The organism is Anabaena sp. 4-3 (assembly GCF_001597745.1).
Classification (GTDB): domain Bacteria; phylum Cyanobacteriota; class Cyanobacteriia; order Cyanobacteriales; family Nostocaceae; genus Trichormus.
The window spans coordinates 1-27,000 of the sequence record NZ_LUHJ01000069.1 but is presented as its reverse complement, the minus strand read 5'-3'; the positions used below and the strand labels follow the sequence as shown (position 1 = coordinate 27,000).

General features: G+C 39.4%; 21 protein-coding genes. 9 read left to right on the top strand and 12 right to left on the bottom strand.

The window, feature by feature from the left end:
• From A3775_RS20285 to A3775_RS20250, 8 genes are all read right to left on the bottom strand, one after another.
• On the bottom strand, positions 1–1,578 hold the full coding sequence (locus tag A3775_RS20285; protein ID WP_066384070.1) for a TrbI/VirB10 family protein: 1,578 nt from the start codon (positions 1,576–1,578) through the stop codon (positions 1–3).
• A gap of 10 nt (positions 1,579–1,588) precedes the next feature.
• Entirely contained in the window at positions 1,589–2,281 is a 693-nt protein-coding gene (locus tag A3775_RS20280; protein ID WP_066384071.1) for a hypothetical protein, read from the bottom strand.
• Between the two features lie 403 nt (positions 2,282–2,684).
• Positions 2,685–3,497 carry a hypothetical protein gene (locus A3775_RS20275; RefSeq protein ID WP_066426528.1) on the bottom strand — a complete coding sequence of 271 codons (813 nt, stop codon included), beginning with the start codon at positions 3,495–3,497 and terminating at the stop codon, positions 2,685–2,687.
• A gap of 44 nt (positions 3,498–3,541) precedes the next feature.
• Entirely contained in the window at positions 3,542–4,588 is a 1,047-nt protein-coding gene (locus tag A3775_RS20270; protein WP_066426509.1) for a hypothetical protein, read from the bottom strand.
• A gap of 260 nt (positions 4,589–4,848) precedes the next feature.
• Positions 4,849–5,601 (bottom strand): hypothetical protein, encoded by a 753-nt coding sequence (locus A3775_RS20265; protein WP_066384075.1) that lies wholly within the window; start codon positions 5,599–5,601, stop codon positions 4,849–4,851.
• A gap of 48 nt (positions 5,602–5,649) precedes the next feature.
• The gene (locus A3775_RS20260; protein WP_066384078.1) at positions 5,650–8,397 is read right to left on the bottom strand and encodes a hypothetical protein; all 2,748 of its coding nucleotides are present in this window, start codon (positions 8,395–8,397) and stop codon (positions 5,650–5,652) included.
• Positions 8,345–8,722: a hypothetical protein gene (locus tag A3775_RS20255; RefSeq protein ID WP_066384079.1), complete on the bottom strand. Its 378-nt coding sequence runs from the start codon at positions 8,720–8,722 to the stop codon at positions 8,345–8,347. The genes A3775_RS20260 and A3775_RS20255 overlap by 53 nt, the downstream gene beginning before the upstream one ends.
• A 25-nt stretch (positions 8,723–8,747) precedes the next feature.
• Positions 8,748–9,383 carry a hypothetical protein gene (locus A3775_RS20250; RefSeq protein ID WP_066384080.1) on the bottom strand — a complete coding sequence of 212 codons (636 nt, stop codon included), beginning with the start codon at positions 9,381–9,383 and terminating at the stop codon, positions 8,748–8,750.
• An 833-nt stretch (positions 9,384–10,216) separates the two neighbouring features.
• On the opposite strand from A3775_RS20250, the gene A3775_RS20245 reads away from it, so the two are divergent.
• The 4 genes from A3775_RS20245 (at position 10,217) to A3775_RS20230 (ending at position 14,374) form a co-directional block, all read left to right on the top strand.
• A complete protein-coding gene (locus A3775_RS20245) occupies positions 10,217–11,200 on the top strand; it encodes an SDR family NAD(P)-dependent oxidoreductase (RefSeq protein WP_066384084.1) in 984 nt (327 codons plus the stop codon).
• Between the two features lie 143 nt (positions 11,201–11,343).
• Positions 11,344–12,168: an SDR family oxidoreductase gene (locus A3775_RS20240; RefSeq protein WP_066384086.1), complete on the top strand. Its 825-nt coding sequence runs from the start codon at positions 11,344–11,346 to the stop codon at positions 12,166–12,168.
• Positions 12,152–13,492 (top strand): NAD(P)/FAD-dependent oxidoreductase, encoded by a 1,341-nt coding sequence (locus tag A3775_RS20235; RefSeq protein WP_231867040.1) that lies wholly within the window; start codon positions 12,152–12,154, stop codon positions 13,490–13,492. The genes A3775_RS20240 and A3775_RS20235 overlap by 17 nt, the downstream gene beginning before the upstream one ends.
• A gap of 297 nt (positions 13,493–13,789) precedes the next feature.
• Positions 13,790–14,374: a cytochrome b gene (locus tag A3775_RS20230; RefSeq protein WP_066426507.1), complete on the top strand. Its 585-nt coding sequence runs from the start codon at positions 13,790–13,792 to the stop codon at positions 14,372–14,374.
• Between the two features lie 11 nt (positions 14,375–14,385).
• On the opposite strand, the gene A3775_RS20225 is transcribed toward A3775_RS20230, so the two are convergent.
• Positions 14,386–16,680 (bottom strand): PhoD-like phosphatase, encoded by a 2,295-nt coding sequence (locus A3775_RS20225; RefSeq protein WP_066426504.1) that lies wholly within the window; start codon positions 16,678–16,680, stop codon positions 14,386–14,388.
• 679 nt (positions 16,681–17,359) lie between these two features.
• Here A3775_RS20225 and A3775_RS20220 point away from each other — a divergent pair.
• Positions 17,360–17,623, top strand: a complete 264-nt coding sequence (locus A3775_RS20220) for a hypothetical protein (RefSeq protein WP_066426503.1) — start codon at positions 17,360–17,362, stop codon at positions 17,621–17,623.
• A gap of 63 nt (positions 17,624–17,686) precedes the next feature.
• On the opposite strand, the gene A3775_RS20215 is transcribed toward A3775_RS20220, so the two are convergent.
• Both A3775_RS20215 and psbA read right to left on the bottom strand, forming a co-directional pair.
• Positions 17,687–19,078 carry a malic enzyme-like NAD(P)-binding protein gene (locus A3775_RS20215; protein ID WP_066384101.1) on the bottom strand — a complete coding sequence of 464 codons (1,392 nt, stop codon included), beginning with the start codon at positions 19,076–19,078 and terminating at the stop codon, positions 17,687–17,689.
• Between the two features lie 179 nt (positions 19,079–19,257).
• The gene (gene psbA / locus A3775_RS20210; protein ID WP_066384104.1) at positions 19,258–20,316 is read right to left on the bottom strand and encodes a photosystem II q(b) protein; all 1,059 of its coding nucleotides are present in this window, start codon (positions 20,314–20,316) and stop codon (positions 19,258–19,260) included.
• A gap of 71 nt (positions 20,317–20,387) precedes the next feature.
• Here psbA and A3775_RS25310 point away from each other — a divergent pair, with 71 nt between their 5' ends.
• The 4 genes from A3775_RS25310 to A3775_RS20195 all read left to right on the top strand — a co-directional run bounded on the left by A3775_RS25310 (position 20,388) and on the right by A3775_RS20195 (position 25,700).
• Positions 20,388–20,516: a hypothetical protein gene (locus A3775_RS25310; protein ID WP_255362923.1), complete on the top strand. Its 129-nt coding sequence runs from the start codon at positions 20,388–20,390 to the stop codon at positions 20,514–20,516.
• 635 nt (positions 20,517–21,151) lie between these two features.
• Complete coding sequence (locus tag A3775_RS20205; protein ID WP_066426501.1) at positions 21,152–24,157, top strand: ATP-binding protein; 3,006 nt, start codon at positions 21,152–21,154, stop codon at positions 24,155–24,157.
• A gap of 7 nt (positions 24,158–24,164) precedes the next feature.
• Positions 24,165–25,187, top strand: coding sequence for a response regulator (locus tag A3775_RS23870; RefSeq protein WP_082803804.1), 1,023 nt, complete (start codon positions 24,165–24,167; stop codon positions 25,185–25,187).
• Between the two features lie 99 nt (positions 25,188–25,286).
• Positions 25,287–25,700, top strand: a complete 414-nt coding sequence (locus A3775_RS20195; RefSeq protein ID WP_066384109.1) for a KTSC domain-containing protein — start codon at positions 25,287–25,289, stop codon at positions 25,698–25,700.
• A gap of 75 nt (positions 25,701–25,775) precedes the next feature.
• On the opposite strand, the gene nagZ is transcribed toward A3775_RS20195, so the two are convergent.
• The gene (nagZ, locus tag A3775_RS20190) at positions 25,776–26,876 is read right to left on the bottom strand and encodes a beta-N-acetylhexosaminidase (RefSeq protein WP_066384112.1); all 1,101 of its coding nucleotides are present in this window, start codon (positions 26,874–26,876) and stop codon (positions 25,776–25,778) included.
• Positions 26,877–27,000: the final 124 nt, after the last annotated feature.

Below are 27,000 nucleotides of genomic sequence, written 5' to 3'. Positions count from 1 at the left end.
TCAAAACTGTACGGATTGATTGACAAATATTTCTACTTCAGTCCCGGCTGGTAAGATCCAAATGTTGGTTTGTTGCATCATTTGGGCGATCGCCTGTTGATTGCGCTGGGCAATTTGGGGAATCACAGAGTTTAAACCCCCTTCCAGCACCCCAGCTGCAATATCGCGCCCAGCACTACTATTGCTGACTACGGTACTACCACCGTTGACGGTGACTTGTGAATCGACACGATTATATAACTCTGCGGCTTTGGCAATTCCACCTAACAGAAATAGTCCCGCATCCATCCCAGCTATTGATGAGTTACGATTGGGGTATTGCTGGGCTAATAAAGGTCTACCTTGAGAAGCACGGATGAGTAGGGCATTTTCAGGTATATCTGTTTCTAAGAGATTACCGTTATTTTGCCAGATAACTTTAACTAATTTTAGTTGTACTAATCCCTGTTCAGAAATTCCACTGACTTGGGTTAGTAACTCGGTTTTTGCAGGTAAAGCGATCGCACCATCTACACTTTTTAAAGGTTCCCGCAACTGCACAACAAATAAGTTGGGATCATTGTCATCACCACTATTACCTCTGTTTCTCTGAGTTTCCCCAAACACAGCCGTAGCTAACACCGCCTTGGCAATTGTTCCTGGTTTCAGGGTTTTCGGACTGTGATTTGATGCTTGACTAATAACCACAGGTGCGCTGTTACCTTGGCTACTCCGGGGATTTGGGCGTGGTGGTGACATTTCGGTATTATCTACCGACTCAGGGGCAGCGACAGTTCTTATCGGTGCAGAGGAAATATTCACCTGCCCGTAGCTACCCAATTTAGCTAACCTTGACCATTCCTGGAAAGGGTCGGGTGCAGCAGGTGTGGGTGTAGAATTTGATTGTGCTGGCGGTGGTGGTGCTAACTGGGGAGGTAAGGCAGGTACTACGGGAACAGGTTGTTGGCGGTAGGGATTGCTGACAACTCGCTCGACTATCACAGTCCGTGTTTCGGGCTTGCTTGTTTTGGCAGTTTGTAACCGGTTGCGATCATTATTAGAATTATTCTGTGTAGTGGGGGTAAATGTGGGACGCACAGAGGGGGTAGTGACATTCCTGAGATTTTGTTGTGCGACTTTTACCGCCTGGGCTTGTTCAGCCAAAGCTAATTTAGTTTTGAGAGTTTCTACTTCTTGCTGTAGGGTGGCTTCTGGCGATAAATTGGCGGTTGGTGATGCCGTTGGTGATGCAATTATATTACGGGGCTTGGGCTTTTGATTGTTGATGCTCATCATCTGTGATAAAAAAGCACCCGCCACCACAACTATAGTGAAAGTCCCAGTAGCCACTAAGGCTAATTTGGCAAACGGGTTAGTGGCGAGGGGTTGCTCAGTTTGCACAGATGACACAGATGGATCGGCGATCGCCTGCTCATCTTGTGATGTATTATCAACAGTAGGAAATGTTTCAGCCAAACCCACTAATCTTGCTATCTGTGATTCCCAATCAGCAGCATCTACTTCTGTTTGGTCATCATCAGTAGTTAAACTAGCAAGTTGTTTAGGTGGAAATTCGGAATTCCCTGAGTATGGATTCATGGCGTATTACTTAATTTAAATTGCTAGAACATTTATCATCTTGCAGTTCGCAGATATTATAAATTTCTAATTTCGCTTCACCTAAACGGTAAGCTGCTAATTGCCAAGGTAGCGGCGAAGTTGGTAACACAGTTTTTTGCTCATCTATAGTTCTCACTAAAATTTGTTTATTAAACGGAATTGCCCGACCTAAATTGTCAGAACCATTAAAAATTAATTGATTAGCAAGCATTTCTACTTTCCACTCACCATCACCAATAGCAATAGGTTGAGAAATTTTTTGTATTACCAATATATGTTCATCATTGCGATTAATATTAGCAATCCGACCCGCAGAATTTAAGTTATTTATCTGTGATAAAAATTTTGATTGTAGATTATTGGCTAATAGTTGTGAGCTACTTTCCCAAATCGTTGCCGGGGGCTGTTTTGGCGACCAAGTTAACAGCAGAGTCATAGTTTCACCCACAAACCGACGTACAGTTTCCGGGTATCTTTCCATACTTGACTTAGGGTCTACCGTAATTGCACGACCATCAACCAATTGTACTAAACTACGTGGTGTGAGTCGCTCATTTAACATCTGTAACATCGACCCGTGAAACAAAAGCAACAGCAAACTCAACAAGTGTAACCCAAATGTGCCTACAGCAAATAAAGGAAGAATACTACTCTTTTTGGGTTCTGATTTAACTAATTGCATAAAAGCTGTGAATAAATTCAAAATTCAAACTACCCTAAAGGTAGGTTTACGCCTCCGTACTCTTTTCCTCAACTTCCTTACAGGTACGGAGAAGCAAGCTACGCATTAGCAAGACTGCGCCTACAATATTAAAAATTATACAACTCCTATTCACTGAGTTAGCCGGACTTCATCAAAAATTAAGCCTCAACGAAGCCCAGGTTTTCCCAGGTTTTTGGGTTATATACAAGTTATGCTAAAAAAGCATGATACCCTATTTTATCCGTGATTGGTTGATTCATTGTTGTTACTGTAACTCAATAGACTAAGAAACGCTATATATCAAACAACTTAACCGTAGCTTTCAATAAAATAGCGGAAATTTCCCAATATAAATGATGATGCCTCTGCGTTAACTGCTTGTTTATCTACTAAAATTACCTGCACATGGATTGGATTGATTAATATCCACATTGCTATAATCATCTATCAAACATAAATTACGAATTTCATAAATTTCTAACTTTTCTGCACGACTACTATAAATTGCTTTTTGTAAATCGGTGCTAATTTCAGGTAATGGATAAGGAAAATAATCTACTGCTCTTACAAGTACATCTTTATTAAAAGGAGTAATTAACTTTTTACCATCAAATTTTCTGGTTTGTACCAAGTCTGCCACCATCCCCACCCGCCACTTACCCGGAGAAATTTGGATAGGGGGATAAACGCGCTTAATAGTTAATTGTGCGGACATCGCTTGGTTAGTATTACTCGCAAAGATTTCTGGTGGAGTCATGTCAGCCAGCACACTTAAAAAACCTTTGCGAAAATCTTCGGAAATGGCGAAACTGGCAACCCATGTGCTAGTAGTTACTTTTTTACTGCCACCTGTGAGTGTTATTACTAATATTCCTGGGTCGGGTTTGGCTTTGGCGACTTCCTCAATAGTTTGTGGTGGGAGAGTGCCAGACCAATTAAATATCGATATCATAGTCTGACTGACAAATTGCCGAATTGCTTGCGAGTCTCTGGCTAATGTGTCAGTATTACCGATGGGTTGACCATCAATTGTTTGTATAAAGTGAGACGGTTTTCTCTGGCTAAATTGGCGAATATTCAACCCTTGAGACAGAAAGATAAATAATACAAGTAAATGTAAACTAAAAGTGGCGATCGCAAAGATTGTTAAAATACTGATTCTTTGTTTTTTTTTCTTCGTTAACAAATTAACCATTACTACTTTACCTACTAATTTGTCACCAACTACCGCCACATTTCTTATATTCTGTTACTCACCGAATTAGCCGTATTGCTAATAGCATTAAACACTGCGAAACCTCCAGCACCAGCCACAATCAAAGATAACAATGGAGCCAAAATCCCTAGAAAAATGATAAACCACATTAAATCAGGATTAGCATTAGGGTCTTGTCCAGGGCCATTTACTATCACGGCGGCTGTTAAAACCGCAATAATATTAAACGAAATCTTAGCAATTCCCGCCGATAAAAACCCGGTTAACCAAGCAAAAATCGGCTTACCAGCTACAGGTAACAAAGAACCACCCACCGCCAACGGCCCTAAAGCTGCGATGAGTAACATAGTAGCTTCGATCAAATTCTGAAAAGCATATTGCAAAGAAATTAAAAAATTTTTAATAGTAGTTTGAACAGTATTACCTAACAAAGCATTAAACTCAGTTTCCGAAACAATTACCGTACTAAATCTAATTTGATTAACTTGATTTTCTAGTCTATCTATCCAAACTTGATTACCATATAAATTTCTATATTCACGCCAAAGATTATCAATTCTTTCACTGGCTTTAGTCAAACATTGGCTTTGTTGTTCACCAGTCAGTGCTTGACACGGACGCAACAAAGACCCAGCCACTTCTTCCGCCACACTCATATTTATTGCTTGTTGATACACCTGATTAGCGTTGGCTGTAGTAATCACTTGCTGATTCACAGTATTAATCACATTTCTCACTCCCAATGTCAAAGTAGAAAGGATACTCCCATTACCAGTATTACTTAATAAAACAACTACAGTAAAAGGCCAAATCAAAGCCGATATTGGGCGAGAATATTCACTGTATATCAAATCTTTCAACCACTGGAGCATGAAAAAAAGTAAAGTGCCAACCGCAAAAAAAACACCCAAATTAGTTAATGCTCCATACAAATTATTATTAGTATTATTCTGCAATAAATCCAGCCATTGATTATCCCAACTTTCCGCCAGACGGCGTGCAGTAGTTGCACCACTATTAAAAGTATCAGTAATGCCAATATCAGCTAGAATTTTTGGATAGAGCCACATTGTAATTCACAACCTAGCTAGGTAAATAAACATCAAGCTTTTGATATCATATTTTACACCAGAAATCAGAAAAAGTTCGTAGTAAGGACTTTAGTCCTGATTGTCTCAAAACTAAAGTCCTTATACCGTTTCTTGATATAGCTTGCGTGGCGTAGCCATAGATGCGCTTTATTCTGCACGGTAGAGACTAGCCATGCTGAGTCTCTACATCATTTATTGGGTGCAACTACAAACAAAAAGCGTATTGGCGAATATGACAATTAATTATTGATATCTCTACCAAATAAATCTATTTGCGAAGTAGTGCGTAACAGTCTCGCCGCTTCTGCCGATGTATCCACACGCCGCGCCCTGTTGGCTACTTCCATCTGCTGAGAAATATTGGCTAAATTTAAATTTGTATATTGAATAAACTGATTTGTTTGCAGAGATTGAGCGAAGGTTTCAGCCATAATTTTTGACTGCTCACTTTGAACTTTTAGCTGTAAATTAGATTGTTCTTTTACTGCATTTATCTCTGTGTGTTTAGCTGCATCTGTTATGGTATTAAGAATTTGGTCAAAAATGCTATTAGAATCATTGGCGATTTTTGTAATATTATTGATTGTTGCCTGAGTATTTTCTAATTTATTTCTCATTCTTGTTTGCCCATCTCTACCCAAAACACCCTCTACTGCCGAATGGGTGATGACGCGATTGATTTCATTGCTAACTGCATCAGAATGCACAGCCTGATTATTTTCAAATTTATCAGGGATAGTATTAAAAAATAAAATATTTTGGCGAGCTTGTTTTCCGGCTTCTACGGGGTTAGGTAGATTTAATTCACCACGAGAAATACTCAGCGCATTTTGGGCATTGATATCTAAACTATCGCGTAGATTGTTTCTGAGATAGTTTTGTAAATCTGTTGAGTAATATTGAAAGTCAGTCCAAACTCTCCCTAATTGTGCCATTGCTGGCAAAACTAATAAAGTTGAAACAGCTAAAGTCAATAAAATAGTTTTTTTCATATATTTATCCCCAGATTGACACACTCCTGATTTTGGGAATTGTAAAAACTAACTACTGCGTAGTGTAGCTACTAACTGACGAGCAAACATAGAAATTGCTTCATATTTATTGCTGTAAAGCTGCATCATCTGTTGCCGGGCAGTTTGCTCATGGGGGTTGTTAGCGACTATTGCCAATTGTTCGTAACCTGGATAGTAACGGCAGAAGGTAGGAACACTGTTATCATCTAGAAGCCATTGACTATAAACTCCTTCTTTGCGGGGGAAAAAGCTTTCTGTGGCGTTGCGGGCAATAATTTCGCGGGGATATTTTAAGATGTTGACAAAACTATCTACTGCGACTGGTTGAATACGTCCAATTAACCGGGTGGTGAGGTTTTGTAAAATCTTGGATGCAGCTTTAGATTTGGCGATGGTATCGGGGTCTTGGGCTGATAAAATGACTCTAATCCCGGCTTTAGCACCGTTAGCGCATATTCTGCCCACTAAATCGGAAATTTGGTCAAATTCAAATAAAATTGGGGCTTCATCTATAAAAAAGATAGAAGCGGGACTACTTAAAGCGCGACGCAATGCCGCCGAATAAGCACTTAAGGATAGCACGGCTGCATCTTCGTTATCTGAAAGGTTTCGCAGTGCAAACACCAATAGTTGAGCATCTGTAGGAAAACTCGATGGTGCAGAGATGGCTTGCCCTACACGGCTTGATAGCCAAAACCGTAAACGTAGGTGAATTTGACTAAGTGCATCTTCAACTCTGTCGCTGACAGAATCTAGACGCAGATTTTCTAGAGAGCAAAAATGGAGAAAGTCTTTTAAGGTGGGGGTTTTTTCCCAAGCTGTACTACCGAATCCTCCTGCTATTGCCATTTGATACCGTTGTTTAATCCCTGCGTCGTTAAAGAAGGCACTTAAAGCCAAGTTGAGCAGAGAACGGACGGTTTGCGCTAGTAGTGGATTATCGTTGGATGAGCCTAAGACCATTGTCATCAAAGCTGATTCCAGAAAGGCGATATAATCGAGGAAGCGATCGCGCCGTTGTTCTGGAGGTAGCGATCGCAAATCCGGCTGTTCAAATAAATTATTTGATTGTTTAGAAATATCAAAATAAGCTCCGTTCCCCTCCATAAACTGGGCGTAATCAGTAAAGGTAGATGTACCATCCGGTTTGGGAAAGTCTAAGGCTACTACAGGTAAGCCATGCGCCAAAGCTTGGGTTAAAATTCCTGATACCAATACTGATTTACCTGCACGAGTGGTAGCGAATAATGCTAAATTTTTATGTTGATTAAATAAGTCTAGATGTATCGGTGTCCCACCTTCTTCCGCAATTAATTCAAAGCCATATTTATCACCGGCTTTAGTTTGCATCAAAGGCATTAAACCCGGTACTTCACTGGTTAAATATAACTGACGACGGTTAAAAGGTTTAGTTAATAATCCTTCCCAAACTATCGGTAAAGACTGTAACCAAATTTTCCAAGCATATTCAGTTTCTCTGACTACCTGCGCCGGGCGTTGAAAACAATTTTCAATATATCTTGTCGCCTCATCTAATTTCTCCACTGTCGGACGATGTACAAAAATGGCTAACCCTGTATAGATAGGAATAGCACCCTCATACAATTGTTCTTGAGCCGCAATCGATTTTTTTAATTTTAATTGCGCGTTAACATCAATAGTTTTATTTTTTTCTTGCGCCATGAGTGCTGTAATATTCGACTGCTTCAACACTCGTTGCAAGGTAGTTTTTACCAAAGCGGGATTTGCGGCTGATAATTGACAAACAATTTCTGTATCTACTACTGTCTCTCTAGCTAGTAGTTCCCATAAATACCGCAGTTGAGCAAATTTATGAGGCCAACCACCGGGTTTTTCCAGAAAAGTCAGCGCACCAATATATTTATTATTAACATGAATCCAACGCCGATCTGCACAAGGTACGCCAGATGCCATCAGCATAGTTGTACTGTGGAGATTTTCCATGAGCAGTTGGGTACTAGATAACTCGGAATAGACTTGTTCTTGTAGTCCGTTTTCATCTAGATTCACTAATTGAGGAATGGCTATGGCTGGTGTATCGTTAAACCTCCTCCAGACGTTTTCCCACAGTTCTTCAGTAGTCAGAGGTTTAATATCCAAACCCATTTTATTAGATAAAAGCTGTTCCCAACGGCAAAATCCTTGTTGGTAAGCTTTAATCATCATGCTTTCAATGCGCTGATTTTCAATCTCTGCAATCTCACCCTGAAAATTTAACCACCAGCCTTCAGCTTTCGCTAAGAGTTTTTCTACCCAATCATTGGCATGGGTGGCACTGGTATCAATAGTATATGTCACATAAATTCTTAAAAATTTCGGCTTGCGAATGCCGGCATTTGTCAATTCTTGTAATCTGGCTCTTTCTGCCATTAATAAATACTTGATATCCCGTGATGGGGCGCGTTTAATCAAATCTGCGAGTTCAGTTTGTCTCTGTTGATCAGAACTAAAAGAACCCAGATGTAATGTCATTCTTTCCCCATCGGGAATATCTTTCAATCCCGATTCAATATTATTAAATATTGGCTCTATTTGTTCCTGGCTTAAAGTAGTATGAATGCCGCTACACTCAAAACCAAAAACAAAGCAGAATTTATCTTTTTGAGTTCCTTGGGTTAAAATATAAGCACCAATATTACGCCCATCTAAGGCGATACGTAGCATTGTTGCTAGGTGTAAAGCATCTTCAAATGGTGTTAATCTACTTTCTTTTCCTGCGATAGCGACGCTTTGTTTTCCGATTTTTTGCTTCATGGTTCACTTCCAGTAAGCTGTGATAACGAGGAAAGCCTCTTGTCCACCTGGGAACTCCAATAAATTTACTTAAAAAACGCCAACTCCTACCACCAGTTAATATCCACCAAGTTCCCATTCCCCAACCAGCAATTAATGCAGTCCATAGCCATTTTTGAAAGTCATCTGGAAATAAACCCCCAAAAATTCCATGAATAATAAAGTATGCTCCTAAAATAATGACTGTCCAAGGAAATATTTGGTCGGCCGGAATTGGCCCTAATGATGGTTGAGAGCCTAAGATTTGATTAACTGGACGAAAATCTTGCTGTTGTTTATCAGACATAAATAATCGGGGAATTTAGCTGCATCTAATTACTACTACCAATTACAAAGCCTGTAAGAACATCTGCAATGGTAACAGCAACAACTACTAATAAAGGAGTTCTGGCGACACTTTGCCAATCCTCATCTTTACGTACTGCATTAATTACACCAATTAAAGACACAGCAATATAAAGTAGGTAAATTGCGCGTAATACATTGAAGATTAAACTAACAGCCATTTGGCTATTAGTGCCATTGGTAGAACCCTGATTAAATGTGGTATTGAAAAATTTCTCAGCCCTACCAAAAAATTGCGCCTGTGCTGGAGCAGCAAAATAATCCAAGCAAAATAAACTTAAAGTTATTGCTACTGCTAACATCTTCAAGATGACTCGCATTTTTTTTGGTAAGCGCACCTGTTGCTCAATTTTTTGAACTACTATAGCAATTAAACTACCAATTAGCAAACAAAACAACAAAATTGGACTTTTTAAACTGATGACGCTTAAAAATACGGCACAAGCTAACAAAAAAGGGACTGATTCAACTAATCTAATGCGCCAGATTTCTAATAAATTTCGCCAAAATTTTGATAATTTTAGGGATTTTTCAGTACATTTAACTAGGTAAACATTTAAACCATGACGCAGCTTTTTCGTATAAATACTCTGTCTAGGCATTGACTAATTTCCCTGATAATTCTTACCAATGTAAGTGTATGCCATTTATTTTGGAAATGGTGAGAATTTAATACGAGATTATCCTCGTTATTTGAATAAATATAGGTTGGAATTTCAACTATCTATCAATACCATAGGATGGTCAAAGTCTAGTTAATCAATTGAGAACTCGATTTAAAATCTACCTGGGTAAAGCTAAAACTTCAGGCAGAAGCATTCAGACAAAACTCATTGGCTATTGTTAGCCACTGATGGCTTTTGTCTTCCATCAAAATTGTTTTAATTAATTTTTGCTTCCTGGCTTAATTAAAAAAACTCTAGAAAAATTTTTAAGTAAAATCTTGCAATTAAACTGTAACTTTAATCACAAAATACAGATTGTTTGATTTTACGATTATGTCAATAAAGTTTCCGCAGACTAGATACCAGCCAGCAGAATGAGTTGATGGATTTAGTGGGTGATAGTGACAGACAAATTATGCCACAGTATGTTGAATTTTATTTGTAACAATATACAACAACTGAGTGCGATCGCACGGCATTGATCAAGAAGATATATCCTTTCTTCAGAGAAATATTCAACTCCCTTCTCTACGAGAGGCTGCGCCAACGGGAGAGGGAACTCTTAACGAGCAACTCTTAACAGTTCGTCCGTTCGTTCCCTCTCCCCACCCTTGGGTAAGACAGCCCCCCACCTTATTTAGTCCCTGTTCCCTGTTCCCTGTTCCCTGTAACTGTTGCCAGTTGCATAAGTTCTGACTGATTCATACCCCTAAACCATGCTTATGGCACAATGAGACAGATAACAACAGTATATTTACCAAAAAACTAGGATGAAATACCTTGAGGGGAAAGTGGCATTAGTCACAGGTGCAACACGGGGTATAGGTAAGGGAATAGCCATTGGACTAGGTGAAGCGGGGGCGACAGTATACATTACAGGGCGTAGGTTAGACAGCAACTCCGCTAGCGGTGAAGATATTGGCGGTAGTTTGAGTGAGACAAAATCAGCTGTAGAACAAGCTGGGGGTGTATGTATTCCCGTCCAGGTAGATCATAGCGACGATGAGCAGGTAAAATTACTGTTTGAGCGTATCCAAGATGAGCAACATGGACAACTCGATTTATTAGTCAACAATGTTTATGCAGGAGTTCAAGCATTAAAGGATGCTCAGGGAAAACCTTTCTGGGAAAGAGAACCAAGTCTATGGGATGCTTGTAATAATGTGGGTTTGCGTAGCCATTATGTAGCCAGTATCTTTGCTGCGAGGATGATGAGCCAGCAACAACGGGGATTGATTTGTAATATATCCTCTTGGGGTGGCTTGTCCTATATATTTGGTGCAGCTTATGGTGCTGGTAAAGCAGGGTGCGATCGCCTAACTGCTGACATGGCTGTAGAGCTAAAACCCTATAATATTACTGCGGTTTCCCTCTGGCCGGGAATAGTTGGCACAGAACACATATCCCGTCTCGCCACAGAAATGGAACAGCAAAACATTAATAATCCCAACACTTCCGTCATCAGTGAACGATATAACTGGGAAACACCCCTATTAACAGGACGAGTCATCGCCAAATTAGCTTCAGAACCCGATGTTATTCGCCGTACAGGACGAGTCCAGATTGTAGCTGAGTTAGCTAAACAATACCAACTGGTAGACCAAGATGGTAATTTACCTGTATCACTACGTTCTCTCAAGTTTCTCATCCCTTCTGCCCTACCTGCAATGAGAAAATATTCCTGGCTCATTCCTGACGTTAAAGTACCTTGGTCATTGTTACTACTGAGTACCCTAAAATCACCGCAGATTTAAGCGGATAAGTGGCGCAATTAGACATAGATATAATTTTCAGTTCGTAATCAGGACTTTAGTCCTGATTTTTGTCGCCTAGCGTCTCCAACAGAGGACTAAAGTCCTCACTACCAACAAAACTAACTCTTTTATTTTGAATTGACATGACGCAATTATCCCAAGCAGTTGTTTTGATTACTGGTGCATCTGGTGGATTTGGACAGCAACTAACCCGACAATTACTAGAGGCTGGTAGCCGACTGATTTTAACAGATATAGATGAAACCCTATTGCGTCAAAGAGTGGCAGCAATTCAACAGGAAGTCAAAACAGGTGAGGTACTAGCTTATTTAACCGTTGATCTGGCTAACCGTGAAGGATGTGAAAGCCTGTATCATCAAGTCAAAGCCCTAGATATCCCCATCGATATTTTAATTAACAATGCCGGAATTGCCTTATTCGGTCGCATGGATGAAATTCCCACCGAGAAATGGGAACGACTCATACAAATCAATCTCCTCTCCCCAATGCGCTTAAGTTCCTTATTTGTTGCTGATATGATTACTCGCCGCCAAGGACACATCGTCAATATTTCTTCCTTGGCTGGTTGGATAGCAACAGCTGGCTTAGGACATTATTCAACCAGCAAGTTTGGATTGCGTGGCTTTAGTGAAGGACTGTTCCAAGAAGTCAAAGACTACAATGTAAAAGTTACAGTTGTTTATCCCTTTTTTAGCCGTACCCCCATTCTGGAAGTAGAAAGATATGGCACTTTAGCGCAAGAATTTCAGGGACTTCCAGAAAATTTAGTTACAGATCCTGCCGATGTCATGCGTGCCACGATACAAGGAATTATCAACAATCAACTCCATGTATTTCCAGATAGAACAGCTAAAACCGCCCATCTACTCAAACGCTATTTTCCCCAGTTACTAGACTGGATTAATGCTGGATTCGGTAGGAGGTTAAAAAATGGTGACAGTAAGTAGCACCAGTACAACTCAAAATATGATCGATACCACTGATAAACATCTGATTATCGGTGCAGGATTTGTGGGATTGGGTATGGCTCAAGCACTCAAGGCTGCTAATATTCCTTATGATCAGGTGGATGCAAGTGACGATATTGGCGGTAATTGGTATCACGGTGTTTATGAAACCGCACATATCATTTCATCACGCAAAATTACCCAATTTAGCCATTTTCCCATGCCAGAAAGTTATCCCGACTTTCCCAGTGCCAAAAATATGCGGGATTACTTAAACTCTTTCGCTGATCATTTTGATTTGCGCCAGCATATTGAACTTAATCATACAGTTAGTTATGTCCGCCCAGTAGAAAACAATCTTTGGGAAGTCACCTTCGCTGGTGGCGAACAACGCATCTACAAAGGTGTTTTAATTTGTAATGGTCATCACTGGTGCAAACGTTTTCCTCAGTTTCAGGGAGAATTTAACGGCGAAATAATCCATTCCAAAGATTACAAACACCCTAATCAACTGTATGGTAAACGAGTTTTGGTGATTGGTGGTGGTAACTCCGCTTGTGATGTTGCAGCTGAAGCGGCGCGTGTAGGTGCTAAGTCTGTTTTAAGTATGCGTGAATCAGTATGGTTCATTCCCAAGACATTTGCTGGCGTACCATTTGCTGATTTAATTAAATGGTGGATGCCGGAATGGTTACAGAGGCTACTAACTTATGTAATTATCCGTTTGACCTTCGGCACACACAAAGATTATGGTCTACCAAAACCTCAACATCGAATCTTTGAGAAACACCCAACATTAAATAATGAAGTTCCTTACTATATCAAACATGGGCGTATCATTTTTAAGCCTGCTGTGAGTCGGTTAGACGGTTGGGAAGTAGAGTTTATGGATGGTAGTCGAGAAGCTTTTGACCTGATAGTTTGTGGAACTGGCTATTATGTGTCCTATCCCTTCCTACCTCCAGAACTTCAGCGCGTTGAAGGCCCAATAGTCAAATGTTATGGTGGTTGTTGTTTTGAGGACTACAAAGGACTGTATTTTATTGGTTGGGGACAAGCACGGGGTGGTGTTGGTTCGCTAATTTCTGCTTATGGTAAGTTTTTTACAAGTTATCTGAAATTACAGGATGAAATTAATGTGCCTATCGGTTTAGTGATGAAAAACCTAGGACAACAGCTACCCCAAACCCATCTTTCTGATCCACAGCAAATTTTTAGGCAGTTAAAATTGGCTAATTTTTTGTTGAAATACTTTGTCAAAAAAGCCCATCAGGTTGATAGTCAATATTCTCATTTTAGCAATAAACCATTGCCTTGTGAGTAGAGCGCAGGGGAGCAGGGAGAGGAGAGGAAGACAAAGAAGAAATTCTTTAAGAGTCAACAGTCAACAATGACTAATGGCAGACCTGTAAAATCTGGGTTATAAATGTATACAATACTTAATATATGGTGGAGAGTAGATTAGCGATCGCCGTACTCCTACAGGGAAGCAAGCTACGTGTAGCGTCTCGTAGAGAAGGCTTAAGCTTCGCTTATCGCTCTCATTTTCAGTTTAGACCACCAAATCGCATTACTACTGCATTGGCAACATCAAACCACAGTATCATAAGGTGTGTTTAGTATGAACTCAGTACCAGTAGTTAGGAAAGGTAGGCTTAACTCTGCTTTTAAGCGGTTGATGTCTATACACTGGCTCATGGCTGCTTGTTATCTAGTCTTATTTGTGACTGGTTCAGGTATGGCACGTCTAACTCGTGGAACTCCTTTCAGAAGTGAATTGTATGATTTTCACAAATCGATGGGGGCTTTAGTGGTAGCTTTGCTGACTTGGCGTATTTTAGTGTTGTTACAAGTGTGGTGGCGAAAATACACTAAACATTTACCCAAATTCACACCGGAATGGCAGCGTAAATTTTTCCTACATACTTTGCTGTATCTGTTTATGTTTGCAGTTCCCGTGAGTGGGTTCTTTTTTTCTAATTCATATCGCAGTAATAACGTTCGCTTGTTTGGTTTGACTTTACCTGATTTATTTCCACAAAATTCTGATTTGGTAGATTTAGGTAGAAGTATTCATTTTTGGATAGCGTATATCTTTTTAGTTTTTATCATTTTGCATACTCTACAACAGTGGAAAGTTGTGCGAGCTAACTGGCGACGGTTTCAAGGTTTTGTGATGAATTGGAAGCAGAGTAAAAGTATTTAACCTAGATGGTTTCACCTAACCGAAAAACTCTGTAACAGATGTTGATTTGGTTGTAAACTACTGGCAAAACGACTGTAAACAATTTTGTTTGCAGAGGCAGCATCAAACCAATAAATATCTTGAATTACTTGATAATTATTGTTATCAAATAATTCAAAATGTACTGAAGCGATATTATTGACACCAACTACTTCTCGTCCATCTTGAAACCAACGAGTTTGCCAAAACTTGAAAGGCTCTAACCAACGCCATCGAGAATTTTTAGCTGTTTTTTTAGCAGCTATTAAATCAGATATCTCGGTGTAATAATTAAAACTTTGAGTGCTTTGTCGTGGTATCCATTCTAGGACACAATGCCAATTAGGTTTAGTTAAAGCTTGGCTACGGGTTAATTGCTTGACTCCAATTTCTAGCATATTCGGCGGTTGATTCCAACCTATCCAATGGCGAATTTTTTCGGGTAATAGCCATTGTTTCAAGCGTGTATGAATAATTCTAGTGATTAGTTCTTCGTTTTTTAAGGCACTAGCGGTTAACTGCACTAAGACTGATGGTGTTTGTGAATTGTAAAGTGGTGCATACGAGAAGCGTGATACACAACTGTAGTGAATATCCCCAGTCAGAATTACTAATTTTTGACGTTGTTCACACAGAATGGTGAGGAGTCTGGCTAAGGCGGGAAAATTAATGTTCCAAGCATCGCCGACATCTGTAGAAAAAACTTGTTCACGTTTTAATTGCCAATGGTGAATCCAATCAATGACTTGCAAGCCAAAGACATTTGTGGGCGCAATTACAAATGTGGTAAGGTTTTGATTGTCTGCTGTTTGTTGTAAAGGTTGCAATAGTTGTTGCTGCATAGCTCTGGGACACAACAACATCGGTGGTGCGATGGGTTTTTGATTGGCTGGGTAGCCGCGCCAAGTGCGTGTATCTAAGACGATGACTTCATGACAATGACTCTTGATGGTGTAGTTCCAAGTCAAGGCTTCTGCATCTCGTTCTAAAATAAAGACTGCATCTTCCTGCACAAAATTCGGTAGGTTGGTGTGGGGATTGCTGCTAGGTATGCCGAGATAACGAGCGATCGCTGCTTCCGTTTTTGGATGTTGTCCTTTAAAATGTGACCAAGCTACAGCCGCATACAGCAACTTCTCACCATTCTCACCTGCTTTAAATCTCCCAGGCGTATTACCCCAGCCTTGAAACACGGCATAAGCTAATAAAGCATTCTGCACAACTCGCCGCCCTAGGGGATTTCCTAACACCCGCAAACACCAAGCTTGATTCAGGTTCCAATCATCAGTAACATCATGGTCATCAAAAATAGTATATGTAGGAATATTAGCCAAGGCACGACGCACTTGTGGCAGTGTTTGAATGAATTGGCGTAAATCTTTAACCGACTTTTGCCAAGACTTGATAGCATGAGGCTTACTGGTGACTCTATCTGCTGGGGGAAAGGCATCTGGCCAACAAACTTGTGACCAAGATAGGATATAAGCAGCGTAATATTCCCCCAAGCTGAAAAGATGACTGGAAACTTTCCCTGGTTTATTGTGTAATCCCGCCGTAAACCCAGCTACTTCTGTTGCTACTGCCGCCCTTTCTCCTGGGGGTAATTCCTTCGGTGTACGATAAATTTCATCTAAAGGTAGTTGTTCTTCCCAACCTAATAAAGCATCACCTAAACGACTGGCACACCACAAAAACGGGCTAGCTACATCATCCCCATAAATTTGATCTCCTGTTAAAAATAACTGATGGGGACGCTTCTGGGGTTGGTTAACGGCTGTCACAATTAAGCTATCAATAATTGGTAAAGCATCAAATCCATGTCCATGAGGTTTACGACAGGAAGCATGGACAATATGCAAATCTTCCAGCCGGTTAGGTGGGAGAACAAAGGTTGGTTTTTGATGTTGAAAATAACTAATATTAACTGTAGGGAAACGGTTAGAAGATAAGGCTTGTTCTAGGGTGAGGACAGTTTGATCTGCAAGGGTAAATTGTAAATCATAGGCATAGATGCAATCATTCGTTAAACTCTCCCCAATGGGAGACACCGCCGTAACAGCAACTACGTGCAGATATTTACCTAAAGCAGCTGTGGTACGTCGTCCCACAAATAAACATTTGTCCAACCTTTCACCATTCTCTGTGGTTCTATAAACCTTAAGTTTTACCTGGCAAGACTGTTTTAATGCCACTAATACTGTCACTGATTCCGGTGCAGTATGTTTTAGTATTGGCCCTGCCAAAATTATCGGTAGATCGTCAACAAAGCTTCCAGTTTGGTGATTCATTACGCAATAGACAAATTAATATTCGGCAACAAGTTTAACGAACTGGAGAGAGTCATCATTTCAGGGAACACCAAAAAATAAATTATCCAAATTGACTGTTAGTAGCGTGCGTCAGGATGAATATTTTCTTGGGATACTTAGGTTTTCTCGTACTGACGCATCCTACATTTTGAATATTTTTGGCTCTGGAATTCCCTAACAGTATTACAGAACCTCTCTCTCGTGTATTTACTCAAGCTTATGTAACGAATTTATAAGTCGTTCATGATATGAGTATGGTGAAATCAAACTATTCCCATTGACTGTGTTGGTGAGCGACTTGCAGTTACTCGCCTGGCTGCACAAGTGGATTAACGCAGCAATAAATGTAGTGTATCCTAGCTTAATAAAATAGTACAGTCTTTTGCGGTTGTATAGTTAAATTTTTACAGTATTTTCACGACTATTGTCGAATCATAACTTGATTTGCTAGATAATTTTTGGATATTTGATTACTATCTCTTGCTTAACTATAAATTCTTAGTGCATAAATCTTTTTATGACATTGACCAAAAGGTTGATTTTTTTCAATTATAAAATGGTTGTTCTTTCTGGTTAGCTGTTCATTAAAAGTTAAGCTTGAGTTTTTGATAATGCGTGATTGTTAGAATAGTCTGAGGAGAATGCAAGAGACAAACTCATGGTTACTAGCAAATTTGATAATACATTAGCTGCTATTGAGTTAAATGCAGCTAGAAAATTACACTGGGATTATAACGAATTTAAAGACTGTTTCAGTTTTACAGTTAATCAGGAAGCTATTGAGATATTCCCTAAACAAAATATCTTGGAAGAATCTGATTTAGAAATTTTAAAACAAGCTTTGTTAGATTATGGGTTTCAATACAAAAAAACTGTAAATGATTCTGTCTTAGTTTTTGAGAAAAATGTGGAATTAAGATAAAGTAAAATTTAGAACTCTGGAGATGAGGGATGGAACCATTAGCCCATCCCATGTTGAAATTAATTAGCTGCGGGCAATTCCTTCTTCGCGGGCTGCTTGTTGTACAGCCGCAGATACAGCAGACACAACACGCTGATCAAACACGGAAGGAATAATATGTTCCCGATTTAACTCTGAGGGGCTAACTAAAGAAGCGATCGCAGTCGCCGCTTGTAAATACATGGTAGTAGTAATTGTCTGCGCCCCACAATCTAAAGCACCCCGGAACACGCCAGGGAAAGCCAAAACGTTATTAATTTGGTTAGGGTAATCACTACGCCCGGTAGCAATAACAGCCACATCTTTAGTCACTAATTCCGGCTGAATCTCAGGAATAGGGTTAGCCATAGCAAAGATAATCGGATCTTTAGCCATAGATTTCACCATTTCTGGTGTTAACACACCCGGCGCACTCACCCCAATAAACACATCTGCGCCTTGTACAGCACCCGCTAGTGTACCTTGAGCTTTAACAGCAAATTCTTGTTTTTCTTCATTCAAATCAGTGCGAGAAGTAGATATAATGCCCTTAGAGTCGCACATCCAGATTTTTTCGGCTCCTGCTTTCCGCAACAGACGGGCGATCGCTACCCCAGCCGCACCCGCACCATTAATGATAATGCGGATATCTGTAATTGATTTTTGGACTAATTTCAGAGCATTAAATAACGCCGCTAAAGTGACAATAGCTGTACCATGTTGGTCATCATGAAAAACAGGTATATCTAACTCTTTTCGTAATCGCTGTTCAATTTCAAAACAACGAGGCGCGGCGATATCCTCCAAATTCACCCCCCCAAATACAGGCGCGATATTTTTCACCGTTTGGATAATCTCATCTGTATCTTGAGTATTCAAACAAATAGGAAACGCATCAATTCCCGCAAATTCCTTAAACAACATTGCCTTACCTTCCATCACAGGTAAAGCTGCATGGGGGCCGAGATTACCCAAACCTAAAACCGCACTACCATCAGTGACAATAGCAACAGTATTTTGTTTAATAGTTAAATTATAAACCTCTGCCGGGTCTTGAGCGATCGCAGTACAAACGCGCCCCACCCCTGGAGTATAAGCCATTGCCAAATCAGACACACTCTTAAGCGGAATCCGGCTAGCAATGCTAATCTTACCACCCCGATGTAAATTAAACGTGCGGTCATAAACACTCAACACCTGAACATCAGGTATAGCCTTAACTGCTTGCACAATCGTTTCCGCGTGTTCAGTGCTAGCAGCATCAACATTCAAGTCACGAATAGAAACTTGACGAGTTTGCTCAATTAAATCGATTGTACCGATATTGCCGCCAGTAGTCGCAATAGATTGAGCGATCGCCGCCAACATCCCCACACGATTGGGAATTTGCAACCGCAGAGTCACACTAAAACTGGAATTAGGAGTTAGGTTTGTCATTTCGATTAGAGATTTTAAATCTTAGATTGTATATTGAATTCCGCAGTAAACATCAAAACTAAAACTAAAATCCCAAATTTTTCCACCCCACTCAAAAAACGCCCCCAAAACAGAGAGCGTTTTTCCTCAACACCAACTCCTCACCTAATCCTCCGCGTTTCCTCCGCGCCCCTTTGCGTTTAACCCAGAGGTACAGCCTCACCACAAGCTAAATCTAACGGGAAATTGTGAGCATTACGCTCGTGCATCACTTCAATCCCCAAATTAGCCCGATTCAACACATCAGCCCAAGTATTAATCACACGACCATGAGAATCCAGAATCGAATGGTTAAAATTAAACCCATTCAAATTAAACGCCATTGTACTGATACCCAAAGCCGTGAACCAAATCCCCACAACAGGCCAAGCCGCCAAGAAGAAATGCAAAGAACGGGAATTGTTAAAACTGGCATATTGCCAAATTAACCGCCCAAAATAACCATGAGCCGCCACAATGCTATAAGTTTCTTGTTCTTGACCAAACTTATAACCATAATTAACCGACTCAACCTCTGTCGTCTCCCTCACCAGAGAAGAAGACACCAAAGAACCGTGCATAGCAGAGAACAAAGCCCCACCGAACACCCCCACCACACCCAGCATGTGGAATGGGTGCATGAGAATATTATGCTCGGCTTGGAAGACAAACATGAAATTAAAAGTGCCGCTAATGCCCAAAGGCATCCCATCAGAAAAGCTACCTTGACCAATGGGGTAAATTAAGAAAACAGAAGTAGCAGCCGCTACAGGTGCAGAGTAAGCCACACAAATCCAAGGACGCATCCCTAAACGGTAACTTAACTCCCATTGACGACCCAACCAGCAAAAAATACCGATCAAGAAATGCAAAATAATCAGTTGATAAGGGCCGCCATTGTATAGCCATTCATCCATTGATGCCGCTTCCCAAATCGGGTAAAAGTGCAAACCAATGGCGTTGGATGTAGGTACAACAGCACCAGTGATGATGTTATTGCCGTATAACAAAGAACCAGAAACAGGCTCTCGAATGCCGTCAATATCGACGGGTGGCGCAGCAATAAAGGCGATGATAAAACAGGTGGTAGCAGTTAACAGGGTAGGAATCATCAACACCCCAAACCAGCCAATATATAGCCGATTATCGGTGCTAGTAATCCATTGACAGAACCGATCCCAAAAGCTACCGTTTTCCCTTCTTTCTAAAATTGAAGTCATGGCTATGGTATTGATAAAGTGCAAACAACAATCTTTCTCAAGAAATAAAATTGAGAAATACGCTGTTTTTAATGACTTTTGCCAAATACCTTCTCCCTAATCGCCGGGATTCTGCTTACCTGCCTCACACTCAAAATATTGCTGATGAATTTCCCCAGGGAGATGGTAAAATCACGGGGAAACTTTTCCCGGCTCTATAAGTCCGGTTTTACATTAAAAATTTATATTTTTCCATAAACTTTAATTAAGGTTTACTAATATTTCGTCATAATAACTTATAAATAGTTAAAAGTAATACCTTATCCCCAGTGAGCATAGCTGATATTTGCATTAGAGACTTCCAGAGCAAAAAATATCTAAAATTTAGGGTAAGTCAGTACGAGCAACCCTAGCCATACTCAGAAAATATTTATTTCTTGGTGTTCCCTAAACTAGCATCTAAATGTCTTAATAAATAGATAATTGCTTGATATATTGGGATATGTAGTTAATTTGCTGGACTAAGATTTCAGTAATTTTACTGTTATGCGCTATCGCTAATCATTGTCGTTCCTCTTGAAACATAGTATAAATTCGGTATTTTACACAGAAAAGTAAATATAATTTGCTTTCAAATCACCTTGTTTATAAAAAGTTAAGCTTTGGTTAAATAAATTATATTGTGATATTATATAATGATTAGTTATTATATATTTTTTTTACTTAATTAATTAAAATAATCTCAACTGAAAAAGAGTTAAGTTTTGCTAAAAAACAAGATTTTAGCTAAGTAGCTTGATTAGCAATTAGCATAATCTAACAAAACATAAATAACAATTAACATAAATTAATAAAAATGAAAAATATTAAATTATTAGAGCAAATTTATCTGAATAACTGTGAACAAGACCCAATTAATATACCGGGCAGTATACAGCCTCATGGTATGCTGATAGTCTTGCAGGAACCAGAGTTAAATATTTTACAAGTTAGTGAGAATACGCGTGATTATTTAGGAATCGATGCTAAGTTTTTACTGGGGAAAAATTTAAGTTTTTTAATCCCCACAGCAACGATAAGAATTATCAAGCAATATCTAACACAAAAAAATTTATCTTTGATTCCGTTAATAGAAATTACTCTCAAATGTAGTAGCAAGTGTCAGCCGAAAAATCAATCTAACTCATTTTTAGGAATGCTGCATCGTTCAGAGAATGTATTAATCCTGGAATTAGAACCACAGCCATTCTTAAAAAGCAGTAAATATCTGGAAAATTATCAAATTTTAGAGAAGGCGATCGCTAACATCAATAATTCATCAAACTTATCCGAACTCTATCAAAATCTTGCTACAAGCGTGCGAAAAGTTACGCAATTTGATCGGATAATGATTTATAAGTTTGAAACAGACAATAGTGGGGTAATTGTAGCTGAAGATAAACAAAATCATCTCGAAACTTATTTAGGACTGCACTATCCTGCTACGGATATTCCTAGAATAGCAAGACAACTTTACTATGAAAAATGGCTGAGACTTATCCCCGATTTTAATTATCAGCCAGTGAAATTAATTCCTACAAACAACCCCATCACAGATACACCGCTTGATTTAAGTGGCGCATTCTTGAGGAGTGTATCACCCTTGCATATAGAATATTTGCAACACATGGGTGTAGCTGCTTCTATGTCTATCTCACTCATTAATCAAAACAGGTTGTGGGGTTTAATAGCTTGTCATCATTACACACCTAAAAAACTAGATTATGAAATTCGTAAAATCTGCGAATTTATCGGCAAATTTGCATCTATTGAATTAGTCAAACAGCAAGAAAAGCATTTAGGTATTTATCGTCAACAAGTAAAATTAATTCAGGAAGAACTGAGGGCATCTTTAGCCAATCAACTTGACTACATTGGTAATGTATTCAAGCGCAATGAAACTAATTTATTGGATATAGTTCAGGCTCAAGGTGCAGTTATCTTATTAGAAGAACAACTCACAGTATTAGGTAATACACCTAGTGAAGCGGCAATATATGAACTCGTCAACTGGCTGATGAATCGCAATTCTCAAGAGATTTTTTACACAGATTCATTGCCAAAAATTTACCCAAAAGCCAAGAATTTTCAAAATATAGCCTGTGGTATTTTAGCCATTTCTATTGTTCTCAATCAGAGGTCATATCACATTATCTGGTTTAGACCTGAACAAATTCAAATAGTTAATTGGGCAGGTAATCCTAATCAAACCTTATCTGTTGATCCCAAGAATAATTTACGTTTAACACCACGCACCTCCTTTGAATTGTGGAAAGAAACTGTTAAAGAGAAATCATTGCCTTGGCAACATTTTGATTTAGAAGTTGCCCAAGAAATGCGGAATAATTTAATGCTTGCCGCCTTAGAATTTTCTCATGCAGCCTTAAAGTTCGCGGCTGAACAAGCGGAGATTGCTAACCGTGCTAAGAGTCAGTTTTTAGCTAAAATGAGTCATGAATTACGTACACCACTGAATGCGATTTTAGGCTTTACTCAGTTAATGACTCGTAATCGTTCTTTATCGCCAGAAGACCAAGAAAATTTAGATATCATTAGCCGTAGTGGTGAGCATTTACTAGCTTTAATTAATGATGTTTTAGAAATGTCTAAAATTGAAGCTGGTCAACTAACTTTAAATGAAAGTTATTTTGACTTACATCGTCTGATTTACTCAATTAGAGAAATGTTCGCCCTGAAAGCCGCAGATAAAGGCTTAGAAATAACAATCAATCTGGGTCAAGAAGTAAATCAGTATGTGTTTGGTGATGAAGGTAAACTCAGACAAATACTCATTAATCTTATCGGTAATGCGATTAAATTTACTGTTGTTGGTCATATTACACTCAGAGTCTCTTATCTCAATTCTTCCTCTACCACAACACCTGTAGATCAGGTGATAATTGTCTTTGAAGTTGAAGATACCGGCCCAGGAATTCCCCCGGAAGATATGGATCTGATCTTTGAAGCATTTATACAGGCTAAAGGTGGACGGCAATTTATGCAGGGTACTGGTCTTGGACTACCTATTAGCCGTCAATTTGCCAAACTGATGGGTGGTGATGTGACTGTGCGGAGTTTTCCTGGTCAGGGTACAACTTTTAGTTGTCAAGTACAACTGACATTGGTGGATAAAATTGATGTTTTACCAGTTACACAAGTTACTCGCCGAGTCATTGGTTTAGAACCTGGACAATCGCCTCACCGAATTTTGATTGTTGAAGATATTCAAGAAAATCGGCAACTGATGGTTAAACTTTTAGAGTCCGTTGGTTTTGAAGTGTGTGCTGCTGAAAATGGTTTAGAAGCAATTAATCTTTGTGTAGAATGGAAACCCCATCTTATTTGGATGGATATTCAAATGCCTGTGATGGATGGGTATGAAGCGACTAAAGAAATCAGAGCTATGTCTGAAGGTAAAGATATCAAAATTATTGCTCTGACTGCAAATGCTTTTCAGGAAGACAAACAAGCTGTATTAAACGCTGGCTGTGATGATTTTGTAGCCAAGCCTTTTGAAGAAACGGTCTTGTTTAACAAAATGGCTCAATATTTAAATTTACACTATGTTTATGCAGACAATTCTCTGCTAATTCCTCCTGAAACTCCTAAGAAATTGCAAAAACTCACTGCTGCTGATTTACAGGTAATGTCTGCTAATTGGATTGCCCAAGTCCATGAAGCTGCGCTATTAATTGACGATGCTAAACTCTATAATTTATTTAATCAAATACCTGCATCTGAGCAGCAACTCGCTGAGGCACTAAAAGATTTAGTTGATAACTTTCATCTAGAAACAATTGTTAACTTAACTTCCCCAGGGTGAATTAAATATGTCTCTACCTGAATACTTTTATGAGTCTGGGCCAATTTTGCTGGTTGACGATACGCCAGATAATCTGCGGTTATTATCTAAAATCCTAGAATCAAGAGGATTTAAAGTTAGAAAAACTATTAGTGGTAAAATGGCGATTCAGGCTGCTCAAATTGAGCCTCCTGATTTGATTTTGCTTGACATCAATATGCCAGAAATGAATGGTTATGAGGTGTGTAGACAATTAAAGTCTCACCCGAAAACTGCTGATATTCCTATTATATTTATTAGTGCTTTAGACCAAACAGCAGATAAGATTAAAGCTTTTGATATGGGAGGAGTTGATTATATTACAAAGCCGTTTCAAGAATCAGAAGTTTTGGCTAGAGTGAACAATCAATTAATTATTCACCACCAAGAAAAACAACTAAAAGCACAAAATCAAAAACTACAAAAAGAAATTATCAAACGCCAAAAAATAGAAGCAGAGTTACAGAAAATTCAACGAGGTTATGAAGAAGATATTTTAGAATTGACTAATCAACTACAGCGATCGCTCGCTTTAGTAGATGCAATGCAGGTAATTACTACTACAATCTATGAACAATCACCCGTAGATATTTGGCTGCTAGTCGTCCAAGAGTTGGCAGTGAGTTTACAGTTTGAGGCTTGTTACTTCACTACTTATGATTCAGATTTTAAAAATTGTACCATTAAGCATCAATATGCGATCGCTCATCATAATTCCTTAGCCTGTAATGTCTCTCAACGGTTAGCAAAATTAGCCGAATTTTATCAAAAATCACTACCAGAACCCAGTTTTCAGTTTTGCTGGTGGGAACCTGAATCAAATCTTGATTTCACTTGTAAACACACAATTTTGCTTTACCCAGTTTTCGACACTCAAGGCATTATCGGCCATCTTTGGCTGTGTAAAAACCATCTTGAAGTATTTTCTGACTTAGAAACGCGCTTAGTCACACAAATATTATCTCTCTGTGCCATGTCCATCCTTCCAACCCAAGCATATCAGGGTTTTTAAAGATTTGATGAACCTGATTGACAATCATCTGCTAATTTAGTACATCTGTATTAAAACATTTCTGATTGTCTAGATTTCCCCAGCCAACAGGAGAGCATCATGAAGTTATCTAAAATCGACTTGAGCAATTTAGTAGCGATCGCTCATACTGATGGATATTTACAATTATTGCTCGACCGAGGCGAAGAACTGGAGTTGTTAGAAATTCCTGCACCCGTCCAAGCTTTTGAAGGACTGCAACAGCTAAATGAAATTGTGGCCGAAACTCCTGAATTACCTTATGTAGAAGCACCAATTGCCATGTTACCAGTTAGCTCATCAATGGCAAATGCTGTAGGCTACTGTAGTGATGAACAAGTATTGCAAGTTGAGTTTCACAACGGAGCAATTTACGAATATTCAGGAGTAGAAGCAGAAACCTGGGAAGATTTACAATCAGCAGAGTCTGTTGGTCAATTTTTTAACCAAGAAATTAAAGGTCGCTATGAATGCGATCGCCTAGATTATATTTGATTTTCAACAAAAAAATTTAATATCTAGAGACGTTAGGCGTAACGTCTCTAAACTCAGAAATCAAGCCCATCTACATTAACAAACGGCATCCTCAAAAGTACAAGCGATCGCTAATTCTGCGTGCTGTACTAATGTCTGTTTATCTAACATTTGTACCGCATATTGGGGAGTAACTGCTAATAGCTGTTCAATTCTCTCCTTCGCTGCTTCTACCACAGACTCTGCAAGGCTACCGTTATTTAAAGACTCGACAAAATCCTCAGCAATTTTATAAGTATGTTCAATTGAAGAAGTATGGATATTGCGCGAGACAATAAATAAATCACAGCCAGCGTAAAACGCCCGCGCTACCGTACCACTTTGAGTAAACATATCGGCAACAGCCCTCATATCCAAGTCGTCAGATACTACAACACCCTCAAAGCCCAGTTCTTCCCGCAGGATATTTTTCAGGATAGCCCGTGATAGCGTCGCCGGTAAATCAGGGTCGATTTGCGGAAACAGAATATGTGCTGTCATGATGATGGGAATCTGTTCCGCAATCAAAGCTTTAAAGGGTATTAATTCTCTGCTTCGCAATTCTTCCAGAGAGAGATTGAGTATTGGTAACTCAATATGAGAGTCCTTGTTAGTGTCGCCATGTCCCGGAAAATGCTTGGCACATCCCAAAATTCCGGCTTCTTTTAATCCTTGGTAATATTCGATACTGTGTTTACTGGCAGTTTCCGGTGTGATACCAAAAGCACGAGGGCCAATAATTGGATTTTGGGGATAAGAAAAAATATCTGCAACGGGCGACCAAGACAAGTTAATCCCCAAGGATTTTAATTCTATACCCGTGGCTTTGGCTACTTCCCGTGAGTGCGATCGCAACAGCAAAGCATAAGGAAATCTGGTAATTGGTAAAGGTGTACGTACAACGCGCCCTCCTTCATGGTCTAAAGTAAAAAACATAGAAGCGCGTTCAGTATATTCTCGTATTTGCTGGCTTAACTGCTGAAAACTTTGCAACCAAACTCTGTAGGGAACACCATTCACAAAATTTTGCCCGAAAAATATTACCCCTATTGGTTTGAGTTCATTGAGTGCGCGTTTATCCTCATCACTTAACTGAGTCCCGGAAATGCCAAGAATCAGATGATGTCCAAAGCGTTCTAGATTCTGTAACACTGGCATAATACTTGACCTGGGATTGATAGCTAATGGCTTAGATTCAACCTACAAAACATAGCGTGAAGTACCTACACTTCTGCAAGCAGTAAGTGTAGGCTTCCTGTCTCATTTGCCACTGCTCTGTTAG